This window comes from Ancylobacter sp. G4_0304 (genome assembly GCF_047501495.1).
Lineage (GTDB): Bacteria > Pseudomonadota > Alphaproteobacteria > Rhizobiales > Xanthobacteraceae > Ancylobacter.
In genome coordinates this window covers 37,565-50,877 of sequence record NZ_JAZDRM010000023.1, presented here as the reverse complement: position 1 = coordinate 50,877, position 13,313 = coordinate 37,565, and the positions used below count along the sequence as shown (strand labels likewise).

General features: G+C 68.5%; 9 protein-coding genes. 1 reads left to right on the top strand and 8 read right to left on the bottom strand.

The features are described 5' to 3' along the window. Positions 1–29: 29 nt before the first annotated feature. From VRZ77_RS14220 to VRZ77_RS14185, 8 genes are all read right to left on the bottom strand, one after another. Positions 30–1,433 carry a hypothetical protein gene (locus VRZ77_RS14220; protein WP_414593296.1) on the bottom strand — a complete coding sequence of 468 codons (1,404 nt, stop codon included), beginning with the start codon at positions 1,431–1,433 and terminating at the stop codon, positions 30–32. Then, a complete protein-coding gene (locus tag VRZ77_RS14215) occupies positions 1,434–1,856 on the bottom strand; it encodes a hypothetical protein (protein ID WP_414593295.1) in 423 nt (140 codons plus the stop codon). A gap of 766 nt (positions 1,857–2,622) precedes the next feature. Then, positions 2,623–6,891: a translocation/assembly module TamB domain-containing protein gene (locus tag VRZ77_RS14210; RefSeq protein WP_414593294.1), complete on the bottom strand. Its 4,269-nt coding sequence runs from the start codon at positions 6,889–6,891 to the stop codon at positions 2,623–2,625. Continuing rightward, complete coding sequence (locus VRZ77_RS14205) at positions 6,891–8,876, bottom strand: autotransporter assembly complex protein TamA (RefSeq protein WP_414593328.1); 1,986 nt, start codon at positions 8,874–8,876, stop codon at positions 6,891–6,893. The genes VRZ77_RS14210 and VRZ77_RS14205 overlap by 1 nt, the downstream gene beginning before the upstream one ends. Before the next feature lie 222 nt (positions 8,877–9,098). Continuing rightward, positions 9,099–9,740, bottom strand: coding sequence for a ParA family partition ATPase (gene parA, locus VRZ77_RS14200; RefSeq protein WP_414593293.1), 642 nt, complete (start codon positions 9,738–9,740; stop codon positions 9,099–9,101). 104 nt (positions 9,741–9,844) lie between these two features. Continuing rightward, positions 9,845–10,549 carry a L,D-transpeptidase gene (locus VRZ77_RS14195; RefSeq protein WP_414593292.1) on the bottom strand — a complete coding sequence of 235 codons (705 nt, stop codon included), beginning with the start codon at positions 10,547–10,549 and terminating at the stop codon, positions 9,845–9,847. A 213-nt stretch (positions 10,550–10,762) separates the two neighbouring features. Continuing rightward, positions 10,763–11,362 carry a flavin reductase family protein gene (locus VRZ77_RS14190; protein WP_414593291.1) on the bottom strand — a complete coding sequence of 200 codons (600 nt, stop codon included), beginning with the start codon at positions 11,360–11,362 and terminating at the stop codon, positions 10,763–10,765. A 4-nt stretch (positions 11,363–11,366) separates the two neighbouring features. Beyond that, a complete protein-coding gene (locus VRZ77_RS14185; protein WP_414593290.1) occupies positions 11,367–11,930 on the bottom strand; it encodes a nitroreductase in 564 nt (187 codons plus the stop codon). A 139-nt stretch (positions 11,931–12,069) separates the two neighbouring features. Between VRZ77_RS14185 and VRZ77_RS14180 the strand changes: the two genes are divergently transcribed. After that, a complete protein-coding gene (locus VRZ77_RS14180; RefSeq protein WP_414593289.1) occupies positions 12,070–13,224 on the top strand; it encodes a hypothetical protein in 1,155 nt (384 codons plus the stop codon). The last annotated feature ends 89 nt before the right edge of the window (positions 13,225–13,313 follow it).

Here is a 13,313-nt window from a genome sequence, read left to right as displayed (position 1 = left end):
CAGTGACCTATGATTTCTGTCGCTGAGATCTATTGCAACGTAAATCTATAGAAATCGCCGGTGAGAGATGATCCTATTACAAGGCCTCCATTATCTCGGTATAACAAGATTTCGTACTTTGACCGAAATCTCAGCGTGATATTGAGCTTGTGAAGCTGCGAACCGGCATGCCAATAGACATTTCCGGTAACGATCTTGTCGCCGTGCGAAGCGAAAAGATCGTCGACTTCTGAGACGTTCTCGGCGAGGACGAGCAGGGCGCTTTCGGTTCGGCCGCGATCGTTTCGCCCATAGGCGAGGGGAAGCAGGGCGCGCTCGGCGCCAGCTTCTATCTGAAGCGTGGTCACGTCGTCGTTCCAGAGCGACGGATAGTAATAGCGCCCGACATATCGACCTTCGCCGACACTCAGATGGGGCCCGCCCAGAGGGAACGGGGCCTGCCGTCCGGTCAGGTTCACCAGGGCGTAATGCGCGTCGCTGCGCACCAGCATATGGAGCGTGTCGCGCTCGTCCCGCAGCGGAGGCGCGCCGCGTACAGTGCGCATGCCCGCGGGAAACGAGCGGATGTGTGCCTCGCGCCGGTCGAAGGCGGAGGTCAGGACCAGATAATCCGTGGCGCCGCACCAGAACGTGTCGGGAATACGGGAACGGTTCTGGAACGGCACGTCCAGCGCTCCGGCGGACGTGCGCTGTCCCTCGACGTCAAGGTCTTCGAGCCAGTCATCGGCGGCGATCTTGTAGCGGGCGAGCTTGACCGTTGCGCCGCGGGCAACCGGAAAGACGAGTACGTCATCCTCGATCAATGCCGGCGCGCCGCAGGGTACACCGTCGCCGAAGTCGTGGGGCGTGATGACGGGTTCGGGGAGTCCGGAAACAAGGCGGGCGATCACGGCGCTATTGCCAAGCACCATGGCGAAGCCTTGATCAAAGGCGCAGACGCCGAATGCGTTCGGCGGCAAGGTCGGTGGCGCCAGCCGTCGCGACAGTTCCACCCAGGTGGTCTCGTTCAGCCGGAACGACAGGTTGCCGTGACTGGTCAGGCAAAACAGCCGGGAGGGCGTGCCGGCACAGAACACGCTCTGGGCACCGGCCGGCATGCTGACCCGGACTTTCTCCGGATCGGACCGGAAGCTGACCGCGTCGAGGATCGCCGGAAAGCCATCCCGCTCGAAGCCGGGATGGCTTGCGATCTGCCCCGACGCCGGCTCCGGCCGGAGTTCGCTGCCGGTTGCCGGATCAAAGCGGAACTGGATCGGAAACGGCGCGCCCGACTCGGAGCGGGGAAAGGCGCCAAGCATGAAGCGCGCATCCTCGGGCTTCAGCACCTCGCCGTTCCACCGCAGGCCGACCACGCGCTGATCATGGAACGTCCATTCCAGCTCCGGGCCGGGGATGGGCGATGGCAGCGGCCAGAGCGTGTCCTCAGATGCCATTCAGTTGCCCTCGACATTGGCGGAACGGACGACCGTCAGCGACACTGGCGCTGAAATCGCCCGTACATCGATCGACGTGGCGCCCTTCAGGTCGATGGAGACGGGCGCCTCCCCCGCCACGAGGTACAATTGCCCCTTGCTGCGCACGCGAATGGGCTCGGACGCCACCAGCGCCACGTTGGGCCGCGATGCGTCTGGCGCGATCGGGATCTCGGTCCAGGTCGTCGGCACGTTGATGCGCGTGCGCTGCTCGGAGACCAAGGTGGGCGAGGGCGGAAGCGGCACGGCTTGCGCGATAGGTGGCGGACTGTGCGCCACGGGAGGTGCGCTCGATACGGATGTCTGGGCAGGCGTGCGCGACGTGCCGCCGCCGCGCAGCGCCAGCGCGCCGGCCCCGATGACAACCGCGATCACCGCCGCCACGGCGATCTTACGGGTTGCCGTCGGCCAGGGCGCTATGGGCAACGCCGGTACGATCTTCTGCTCAGGAATGACGGGCGCGGGAGGGCGCTTGGCGGGTGGCGCCGGGTGGACCGGCGGCGCGGCCTTCGGGGGCTTGCGGCTCGCCGGTTGAACGATGGGCGTAGCCGCCGCAGTCCGACGGGGCGGCAATGCGGGGGGCGGTGCCGCCTCGGCCGTCGCAATTGCTGAAGCTCTGTATGGAACGGCCAAGGCACCGCAAAACGGGCAAAAGAACACCTCGGACCTGAGCACCTCCTTGCAGGAGGAGCACGAAGGCACCGCCGCCGTATTCTGATCCTCGACTTGCATCACCCAATACCCCCCATAGTTGCAATATCTCAATTCTTGCAACGAGGGAAGCTGGTATGTGTGTCGCGGATGATCCAGGTGGAAATGACGGTATGTAGTGATATTTCCGTTAGATAATGAGATATCTTGTCTGGTGCGCAGGCGCGTCAGGCTTCGCGGAAGCCGTTACCTTTAGTTGTATTCTATGTTGCACCGGGCAGCCCTCCGCTTGAGGAATGCGGTCATCGTGGAGAGGAACTCAAGGGGGAGCTGTGTTGCCGCTTCGGAGGGTGAAAGAAGGCGGCTAATGGGTGCGGCGATGGTAATTGGCCACGCGAACGCCGCCTCAGACGCACGATCACTCCACCCCGGCGGGTCGGACGAACGGCTAACCCCGATTATCGCCCCGCGCCCATGGTCGAGTATTTGAGCTGGGCGCTCAATAATCCCACTGGGCGCCGATGCCGACTTCCGCGGAGCCGTCGGCGCCGGTCGCGCCTTGCAGGCGGATGCGGTTGGTCACATCGACATCCACCGTCACCCGGCTGGAGTTCGGCTTGGTGCCCTGGCGCACACCGAGATAGATGTTGTCGTTCAGACGCTTGCCGAGGCCCACCTGGCCGCCGGTGCCGGCGGAATCCGTGCCGACATCGAGCGCATCGACCCCGAGAGAGCGGCGCACGCTGTCGAGCATGCCGGCGCCGCCCGAGAACTGGGCGATGGTCTGCGCCACCTGCACCGCCTGACCGGCGGTAAGCGAGCCCGCGGAGCGCCCGAACATCAGCCGCGCCAGCACTTCGTCCTGCGGCAGCGTGGGTGTGGAGGTAAAGCTGATCTCGGGCTGGGAGGCCGGACCGGTGACCAGGATCCTCGCGGTCACGTCGGCGCTTGTGGTCTCGGCCACGAAGTCCAGCTCGGGATCGGTGGTGCCGGCGAAGGCAACGCGCCCGCGAGTGAAGGTGAGGCGGCGGCCGAGAATGTCGAAATTGCCGCGCCGCATCTCGAACGCGCCATTGGTCACCGGCGCGGACGAGGTGCCGGTGACGCGGATATCGCCGCCGAGTTCGGCATTGATGCCGAGGCCGCGCACGAACACATTGTTCGGGGCCGAGACGGTGAGGTCGAGCGGCATACCGCCGCTGGCCGGGGCGCGGCGGCTCGTGGACGGGCGGTTGGCGGCGGAGCGGCGCGTGGTGCGCGGGCCGGCATTGACGTGGCGTACGTTCAAATTTTGCACGCCGCCGGGGAAGCGGTCGGGAATGTTCACGTCCAGCGCCCGCACAACCAGCTTGCCGGTGACTCGCGGATCACGGAGGAAGGCGCCCTCGACCGCGACCCGCCCCTCGGCGACGAGCCGCATCAGGTCACTGTTGATCAGCCCGGCATTGGTGAGGTCGACCTCGATACGGCCGGGGAAGCCGGCGACGGTGTCCAGCCCGACATTGCCGCGCCCGTTCAGGCTGCCGCCATTGGAGGTGCGCGCCGAGAACGAGGTGAGGGTCACCGAGCGCTCGGTGCCGGTCAGAACGGCGGCGATCTGGTCGAGCGCCACCCCGTTCACACTGTCGTCGAAGCGTCCGCCGCTCACGCGCACCGTGCCGCCGGCGCGCGGCGCCGCGAAGGTGCCGCGTAGCGTGGCGTCGATATTGGCGATGCCGGCCACCCGCGCGCCCGAGGTCGCGAGCGCGGTGTTGGCGATGGCGAGGTTGATAGCGCCACGAATGGCAAGATCTAGCTCGCCGGCCGCGACCGGTACCGAGCCGGTGATGGTCAGCGCTTGAAGGTTCTGGCCGGAAATGGTGGCGCGCACCCCAGCGCGCCCATCGGCCAGCGTGCCCTGGGCGGTGATGTCGAACGGGCCGGCCCCCTGCTGGGCAAGGGCGGGCGAGGACAGCCGAGTGACGCGCAGCTCGTAGTTCCCGGCGGGCGCGGCGGGGGTGCCGGTAATGCGGGCATTGCCGGCCAGCGTGCCGGAAAGACCGAGGCCGGGCGAGGCGAGGTCGGCGAGCGACAGCGGGAGCGTGCGCAGATCGACCGTCAGGTCGAGCCGCTGGCCCGCCGAGCCGGAAACCGTGGCGCTGCCACCGCCGGTCGCGAGCGCAAACCGGTCGATGGTCACGGTGCCGTCGACAAGCGTGAAGGTCGCCGGCGCGTTGGCCGCGGCGCGCAGGCCCGGACGCTCGGCGGTGAGCCGATCGAGCCGCAGCACCGCGCCGCCCTCACGTGGGGTGAGGCGGCCGGCGGCGCGTAGCGTGGTGCCCTCCGCCAGCGCGTCCACGGTGAGATCGGTGCCGTCGGTGCCACCATTGGCCTTGATCGAGGCGCTGGCGATCCGAACACCGGAGGCATCGACGCCGCTCAGGTCGATGGTGCCGTCGAGCAGGGGAATGCCGGTCGGATCGACGACGGTGGCGTCGATCCGGGCGCTGCCGACGCTCTGGCCGGCGGCAGCGATGTCCGCGCCATCGGCCTTCACGGCGACGCGCTGGCGGCCATTCTCCGTGCTCAGCGTCACGTCCGCATTGAGCCGGCCGGCGAGCTGGGTGAGGGCAATGGCGGAGAGATCGGCGAGATTGCCGGCGGCGACGGTGAGGCGGCCGTCGAGCAGGCCGCTCGCCTCGGCGAAATTCAGGTCGCCCTTGGCGTTCACGGAGCCAATGGCGAGATCGAGGCCCTGAAGCCGGCGCGTGCCGGGCTGGCTCACGAGCGAACCGCTGCCGCTCGCGGGGCGCCCGGCGACGTCGCCGGTGAGCCGGAAGGTGCCGCCGACATTGCCGGTCAGGTCGGTCGCGGTGATGTCGAGCGAGAGGTCCTCGATCGGCTGCTTCATCGCGGTGCCGCGTGGAATCTCGATCCGTGCCGTCGCTCCGAGATTGGCGAGATCGCCGGTGAAGGCCGCCTGCGCGTTCATCGCACCTGTGAGGCGCGGGTCGAGGCGGGCGAGGTCGGCAAGGGCCACGGTCGCCTGGAGGTTGGCCAGAGTCTCGGCGATGCGGCCATTGACGTCGACTTCAAGACCGTCGGCGATCAGCTTGAGATCGTTGATGGAAATCGCATTGCCGCCGCCACGGGCGAGCGCGCCTTCCAGCGTCGTGGTGCGGCCGAACAGTTCGTCCACGGCGGCGATGCCGGTGGAGACGCCACTGGTGCCGCCCTTCACCTCAAGGCTAACCCGGGTGAGATCGGCACTGGCGTCAACGGTGATGTCGGCCCGCGCCTCGCCCGCCAGTGTGCGGCCGGCAAGCGGGGAGAGTGCGGCGAGGTTCAGCCGCTCCAGATGCAGCGTGCCGTCAATGTCGCGGGCATCCGCCGTGCCGGCAAAGCGGGCGGTAAGGGCGGTCAGTTCGATGGCGAGGGCGGTGAGAACCGGCTCGCCGCCGGCCGGGCGATGAGCCGTCGCGGAAAACCGGCCGGTGGTGCCGAGCGCGCTCGCGACCTGTGGGTCGGTGGCGGAAAGGCCGGAGGTTTCGCCATTGACCGAGATGGCGAGGTTGCCACTCGCATCGGGCACGGTGCCGGCGACCAGCGACAGGTTCTGCGCGCCGTAGCCGGCGCCGGTGAGGCCGCCGACGGCCACATTGGCCACCGCCGACGGCGCCTGGAGCGTGCCCTTCAACGTGCCGTCCAGCGCCACCGACTGCCAACTCACTCCCGGCGCCAGGGCGGCGAACCGGGCGGCCTCTCCCAGCGTCACATGGAAGGCGAGGTCGGGGGCGTTGGCCGCCGCGTCGAACGTGCCGGTGACGGAGGCGCCGAAGCCGGCGGCACGCGCGGTCGCGGTCTCGATGGTGACGAGGCGGGCGGGATCGACCAGCGCCGCGCCGGCAAGTTCGGTGCGTCCCTCGAACAGCGGGGCGAGGTTTGCCGGCAGCAGCTTCGCCATGTCGGCATCGAGCGCGAAGGTGAGGCGATGGCCCTGCGGCACGGCGCGGATGCCGGCAACGCCGCCGACCTGCGCCACGTCCCCGGCCGAGAGGTTCAGCCGCCCGTCCCAGGCGTCCAGCGTGCCGGCGCCCTTCAGCGTGGCATCGAGTTCCGGCAGCCCGTCCATGCCGGCGGCGCGCGCGATCAGGCCACCCGCCGGTTCCTGCGCTGCGATGTCGAGGTCGAGCTGCCCGCTCTCGGGGGCATAGCGCGCGGTGCCGGCGATCTTGCCCGGCGCGTCGTGGCGCTCGACCGCGAATTCAAGCGCGAGCGCGCGACCGAGCGCGGCGAGGTCGGCGGACGCCTGGAGCGAGAGCGTCGCCTCATGCCCGACCACCGGCTCGGCCAGCGCGATCTCGCCCACCGCGAAACGGGCGACGTGGACCGGCAGAGCAAAGGTCGAATTGCCGGTCGCGGGCTCGGGCGGGGTTTGCGCGGGCAGCGGCCGCCGCGCGACCGCGACCTTGGCGATGTCGAGCGCGGTCACGTCGACCCGGCCGCTGAACAGCGCCAGCGGGCGCCAGTCGAGGCGGATGTCGTCGATGCGCGCGAACTCGCCCTCGCGGTCCGCGAGCGTCACCGTGCCGATGCCCATTTGCGAGGGGATGAAGCCGCTGATGTCGGAAATCTCGATCCGCAGGTCCGGCGTCGAGGCCAGCGAGGAGGCGAGGCGGGCCAGCACCGACTTGCCGGGCCCGGTCTGGATCGCGCCGAACAGCAGCGCCACCAGCACGACGAGGCCGGCGACCAGATAGGCGAATGATTTGAGGATGCGCCTGCCCATCAGAACGACTGCCCCAGACTGACATAGATGCCGTAGGTGCCGTCTTCCGGGCTCGGGTTGAGCGGGAAGGCGACGTCGAGGCGCAGCGGGCCGATGGCGGTGTAGTAACGCAGGCCGATGCCGGCAGAATATTTCATCTCGTCGAAGTCCGGCAGCTCGGAGGTGAAGGCCGAGCCCATGTCCATGAACGGCACCACGCCGATCGTGTCGGTGAGCCGGATGCGCGCCTCCACCGAGGCCTCGAAGAAGCTGCGGCCACCGATGATCACGCCGTCGGCGTTGCGAGGCGAGGCGGACTGGTAGTCATAGCCGCGCAGCGAACCGCCGCCGCCGACATAGAAGCGCCGCTGCGGCGGGATGTCGTCGAGGCTGGCGCCGAGCACGCTGCCGGCGGCGACGCGGGCGGCGAGGATGTAGCGCTTGCGCTCGTCCAGCGCGTAATAGGTCGAGGCCGAGCCCTTCAGCAGCGCCGGCCCGCCCCCGGAATCGCCGAGATAGGCGAAGGGCTCCACCGTGCCGGAAAGCCGCCAGCCGCGCGAGGGATCGAGGTCGCTGTCGGTGTTGTCATAATTCACGTCGATCGGCACGCCGGCGATGAAATAGTCATGGGTGCCGGTGGTGTCCTCGACCCGCGACTCTTCGAGGTCGATGCTGACCTGCATGGAGAGCTGATCATTGAAGCGATGCCGCACGCCGGCCAGCAGCGTGATGGCCTCGTTCACATAGGCGTTAGTCACCTCGCGGAAGATCGCGGCCTGCGCGATCAGGTCGTCCTGCGGGGTGTAGATGCCGGGCTTCATGAAGGAGGCCGCCAGCCGATAACCGAACGGATCGGCATCCGGCACCGCCTCGGGCTTCTGGCCGAACCACGACACCTGCGAATCCAGCCGCAGCGTCTCGCCGCCGCCGAACAGATTACGATGGCCCCAATAGCCGTTGATGGCCGAGCCGTCCGTGCTGGAATAGGTCGCGCTGAAGCCGACATAGCGCGGCTTGCGCGCGGTGACCTCGATGGTGATCGGCAGGCTGCCGTCCGGGGCGAGATGATCGGCCTCGATCAGGCGCACGCTGGCGATGGACTCGTATTTCAGCAGACGGCGGCGCAGGCGATTGAGCACGTCCGGCGAATAGGGGGTGCCGGGCGCGATCTCGACCCGCTCCTCGATGAAGCCGGGGGTGAGGAAATCCGCACCCTCGACCGTGAAGCGACCGAAGGTGGCGACCGGGCCGGGCGAGACCAATATCGCCACGTCCAGCTTGCGCGTGGCGTGGTCGGCCACGACGTCCTTGTCGACCACGCGGGCGAAGGGGTGACCGGCGCGGCGCCAATGATCCACCAGCACGCCTTCAGCCCGCACGATCGCGCTCGCCAGCGCCGGCTCGCCGGGCTGAAGGTTCAGCACATCGAGGGAAGGGGCGTCGGCCAGCGGGCGATGGGTTGCGGCGTCGAGGATCTGCACCTTGCCGAAGGTGAAGACCGGGCCGGGATCGACATCGATGCGCACCGGCACCGGCCCACGCTTGCGCGCGGCCTCCACGATCTCGAAGATGTTCGGCGCGTCCGGCGCATTGCCGGCCAGCGTGATGCGGATGGTGCCGGCATAATGGCCGAGCGAATAGAGCGCGGCGTTGATGTTGCCCTCGTCCGCCCGCGCCCGGCGCACCAGCCCGGCGGCGCCGGAGGGCGGGCGCGACTCCAGCGATTCAAGGTTCGAGGCGTCGGTGACGGCGTTGGTGATGTCGCGATTTCCGCCACGCACTTCGATCGCGACGCTATAGGGCAGGGCGTCGATAGTGGGCGGCTCCGCGCCGGCGGTGCGCTGCGGATTGAAGAGATTTGCCAGCGAGTTGAACAGGCCGGGTTGCTGGGTCGCCGCGCCGGCGCTTTCCTGGGCAACGGCCGGAAGGCAAGAGGCAAGCAGAACCGCCGCGCTGCCGAGCGCGAGCAGGCCTCCTGCCTGTTTTCCTTTCGACGCTCGATACACCAACAGCAACATCCGACCAGTACAAGCCCCGCGAACGCCGAAACCGATGGCGACCCACGGGATCGAGGCGGTCCCGTAGGACCGCGAGGAACCATGAAGCCGCGAACCTAATCCGCGACGATGAACAATGGCTTGCTGCCCGGCAGCTTCTCCTGATTGCCGCGTGACGGCCGCGACGTCAACCTTGGCCCTCGCCCCGCGGCATCCCGGTGCCGTATCGCGTCACAGGCCGAGATGGCGGCGCAGTTCCACCGCGAGCGCCTCGACCTCCACAGCGCCCTTGCTGCCGGGGGCGGTCTCCATGATGGTCAGCCCGTCGCCCATGCTGGCGGCAAAGCCGGTGCGGTTGCCGAGCCGCACTTCCGCCGCCGGATGGCCGAGCGCGCGAATGGCTTCGGTGATTTCCTGCGTCAGCGCCACGCGCTGCACCGCGCGGTTGATCACCAAGAGCGAGGCCTTGCCCTCCTTGGCGATCATTTCCAGCGTCGGGCGGGTCGCCCACAGGTCGATGGGGGTCGGCTGGACCGGCACGGTGACGATATCGGCCACCTCGATGGCGGGACGGGATTCGACGTCGGATTTGGGCGGGGTGTCGATCACCACGAAATCATAGTCGCGCGCTAGGCTTCGCGCCTCGCGCCGCGCGCCCCAGCCGCTGGCGGTGCGGAAGACGAGGCCGGTATCGTCCTCGCCCAGCGTCTGCTCGCGGGTCTCGAACCACTCGCCGAGGCTGCCCTGCGGGTCGCAGTCCAGCAGGGCGACGCGCGCGCCGTCCCGCGCCACGGCGACGGCGATATGGGCGGCGAGGGTGGTTTTGCCCGATCCGCCCTTCTGCTGCGCAATCGTGATGACGCGGCCGCTCATGCCTGATGCTCCCTTGCCCCAGGCGAGGGTTGCACCGCAACAGCCGCGCCGCAACCGCTAATAAGGTTCGGTGCCAGCTTATCCTGCGGTCAGGCGTTCGGCGCTCAGACCGAGGCGCCGCTGCCGAGCACCACGACCTTGGTGCCGACCGGGATGCGGTTGTAGAGGTCGATGGCGTCCTGGTTGATCATGCGGATGCAGCCCGAGGACACGTTGGTGCCGATGGAATAGGGCTCCAGCGTGCCGTGGATGCGGTACAGCGTGTCCTTGCCGTTCTGCCACAGATACATGGCCCGCGCGCCGAGCGGGTTGGACAGGCCGCCGGCGACGCCGTCGCCGCTCTGCAGCTTGGTGAGCTGCGGCTTGATGTCGGGCCGGCGCTCGATCATCTCCTTGGGCGGATACCAGTCCGGCCATTCCTGCTTGGAATTGATGGTGGCGACGCCCGACCAGGAGAAGCCCTGCTTGCCGACGCCGACGCCGTAGCGCATCGCGGTGCCGCCGGGCTGCACGAGGTAGAGGAACTTGGCCTGCGGGTCGACGATGATGGTGCCGGGCGGCTCCTTGCCGGAATAGGGCACCTGCCGGCGCAGATAGACCGGGTTGAGCCGGGAGGTGTCGATCGCGGCGATCGGGTAGCGATCCTGCATCGCGCCATAGCCGCCGCCCGAACCGGCATAGCTCATGGCGGGGGAGATGGGCTCCACCGGGGCGCGTGCCGAGGTGGTGCGGCTGCAGCCGCCGAGGACGACGGCGACGCCGGCGAGCGACAGGCCGGTGAGAAAGGAGCGGCGATCAGGGGTGCGCATGGTCTACGACTCTCAACCGGACAGGATGCCAGCAGTTAATTGCGATTATGCCTAACAAAACCTTACCGGCCGCACGTCAGGCGTCGCGCGGATATAAGCTTGCGGCGGGAGAAATGTTCGATCAAATGCGCTTGCGCGCGCATGCCGATGCGGCATCTGTCGCGCAAAAGGCACGGATGCGGGTCGGAACCCCTGAGGCGGGGCGAAAAAGCGCTATTTCGGCCGAGGGATCGAGCGCACCTTGTCGGTCCAGCCATAGTCGAAATAGCCGGCGCGGGCGAGCGGCTGGAGCCGTTCCGTGCGCACGAGCCCGTCCTCGATATAGCGCTCGTCGAGGTGCACGCCGACGATCTCGCCGAGCGTCAGCAGCCTGCCGGACCAACGGCCGTGGCGGTCCTTGATCTCGATGATCTCGATCAGCACGCATTCCAGCGCGGCGGGCGAGGCGGCGACGCGCGGCGGCTTCACCATTCGGCACGGCGCGGTGTCCAGCTCGGCGAGGTCGAACTCGCTCTCCTCTGGCCCGATCGGCTTGGAGGTGAGGTTCACCTGCTCCATCAGCTCATGGGTGGCGAGGTTCCAGACGAACTCGCCGCTGTCGCGGATATTGCTGACCGAATGCTTCCAGCCGTCGCTGGAGAAGGCGAGGATGGACGGGTTCTCGCTCACGAGGTTGAAGAAGGAATAGGGTGCGAGATTGGGCGTGCCCTCCGGCGACAGGGTGGAAATCCACCCGATGGGGCGCGGGGCGACGATGGCTTTCAGCGGATCGTGCGGCAGGCCGTGATCGCGCCGGGAGGGTTCGTAGAACATCGGGTCAGAACCTCGTCACAATGGCGTCGAGCGCGGGGCGCGGGCGGTCGTCCTGCGGCCGGGCGAGGGTGCCGATGTGGACGAATCCGACAATGCGCTCCTCCTCCTTGAGCCCGAGGCCGGCGCGCACGCGCGGATCATAGGACTGCCAGCCGGTAAGCCACACCGCCGCGTAGCCGAGCGCATGGGCGGCGAGCACCAGCAGGGTGCAGGCGGCGCCGCCCGATAGCAGCTGCTCGAACTCCGGGATCTTGGCGTGCGGCACGGCACTCGACACCACGGCGATCACCAGCGGCGCCTGCGTCATCCGCGCCCGCTCGATGGCGAGGCGGTCGGCATCGGCCTCCGGATTGTCGGCCGCGAACACACCGGCGATCACCGCGCCGGCCCGCTCGCGCGCCTCGCCCTCGAACAGGATGAAACGCCAGGGCGCCAGCTTGCCGTGATCGGGCACGCGCGAGGCGATGGTCAGCATCTCCTCGATCTCGGCAGGCGAGGGGCCGGGATCGGTGAGATCAAAGACTTTCGGGCTCTTGCGCGTCTTCAGCAGCGTGCGGGCGTCGATCATGGTTCCATCCTTAGTGGTGGAGGTTTCGGGTAGCATGGCGCGGGCCCCGCTCCAAGGCATGGCGGGCCTGCATCCGGCCTTCGTCATCCGCCCCGTCCTGACTTGAATTCGCCCCGGTTTGGAGGCACGAAAGCGCGGCATGCGACACAGAATCCATCCCGCCACCTCCTCTTTGCCCAAGGCGATTCGATCCACGGCCGCCGCCCTGGCGCTGCTGGCGGCCGGGAGCGTTCACGCCCGCGCGCAGGACGCCGCGCCGCTGAACGCCGCGCCGCTGAACTCGGGCTCGCTGGCGCAGGCCATGCCATTCGTCGGCACGCAGCAGCCGGCCGGGCTCGCGGCCCCGAAGGTGGGCGCGCCGACGCCGCTGACGCCGGGCGGCCGGGCCAATCCCGGCGATCCGCATGCCATCCTGCCGCAGCCGCCCCCCGGCAAGGCCGCGATCGGCATGAGCGCACGCTTCGGCTCGGCCGACCCGCTGGTGCCGCGCGGGCTGGTCTGGCGCATCTTCGCCGACCGGCCGGAAGCCTCCGGCGCCTATCCGCTGGTGGCCGAGGCCGCCGAGCCGGCGCCGGTGTTCTTCCTGTCGCCCGGCGGCTATGTGGTCCACGTTTCCTACGGGCTCGCCAGTGTGGCGCGCCGCATCGTGGTGGGAGACGATTCCCGCCGCGAGCAGATCATCATGGCGGCCGGGGCGGTGGAGCTGAAAAGCGACGTCAACGACAAGCCGATCCCGCTGGAGAAGATCAGCTACGACATTTTCGAGGGCAGCTTCCTTCAAGGGCGCGCGTCGAGCCGGCCGTTCTTTCGCGGCGCCAGCTCTGGCGACCTCATCATCCTGCCGGCGGGCGACTATTACGTGGTTTCGACCTATGGCGACGGTAATGCGGTGATTCAGGCCGACATCGCGGTCGCGGCCGGCAAGGTCACCGACGCGACGTTGCATCACCGCGCCGCCGAGGTGACGCTCAGGCTGGTGCAGGCCAAGGGCGGCGAGCCGCTGCCGAACACGCAATGGTCCGTGCTGTCGCCGGGCGGCGACGCGATCAAGGAATCCAGCGGCGCCTCGCCGGCCTTCGTGCTCGCGGAAGGCCGCTACCAGGCCATCGCGCGCTATGCGGGCAAGACCTACTCAAAGGAGTTCGACGTCGAATCGGGCAAGGACGGCCCGGTCGAGGTGATACTCGGCGAGCAGATCACCGCCCCGGCCACCCCACAGGCCGATACCGGCAGCGGTATGGACGGCTCCGGCGACGGCGATCTCGGGGTGAGCGCCGAGGGCAGCGGCGACTGACGGGCGTTTGTGCCTGCGTGACCGTTATGGTCAACGCTTTCTTAAGCCGCGCCGGGTCACCATCCGACCACCGAAGATGATCCGACGGG

Bases quoted from the DNA above. Each gene is read 5' to 3' on its own strand.
- VRZ77_RS14220 (WP_414593296.1), bottom strand. From the start codon at position 1,433: ATGGCATCTGAGGACACGCTCTGGCCGCTGCCATCGCCCATCCCCGGC.
- VRZ77_RS14210 (WP_414593294.1), bottom strand. From the start codon at position 6,891: ATGGGCAGGCGCATCCTCAAATCATTCGCCTATCTGGTCGCCGGCCTC.
- parA (WP_414593293.1), bottom strand. From the start codon at position 9,740: ATGAGCGGCCGCGTCATCACGATTGCGCAGCAGAAGGGCGGATCGGGC.
- VRZ77_RS14195 (WP_414593292.1), bottom strand. From the start codon at position 10,549: ATGCGCACCCCTGATCGCCGCTCCTTTCTCACCGGCCTGTCGCTCGCC.
- VRZ77_RS14190 (WP_414593291.1), bottom strand. From the start codon at position 11,362: ATGTTCTACGAACCCTCCCGGCGCGATCACGGCCTGCCGCACGATCCG.
- VRZ77_RS14185 (WP_414593290.1), bottom strand. From the start codon at position 11,930: ATGATCGACGCCCGCACGCTGCTGAAGACGCGCAAGAGCCCGAAAGTC.
- VRZ77_RS14180 (WP_414593289.1), top strand. From the start codon at position 12,070: ATGCGACACAGAATCCATCCCGCCACCTCCTCTTTGCCCAAGGCGATT.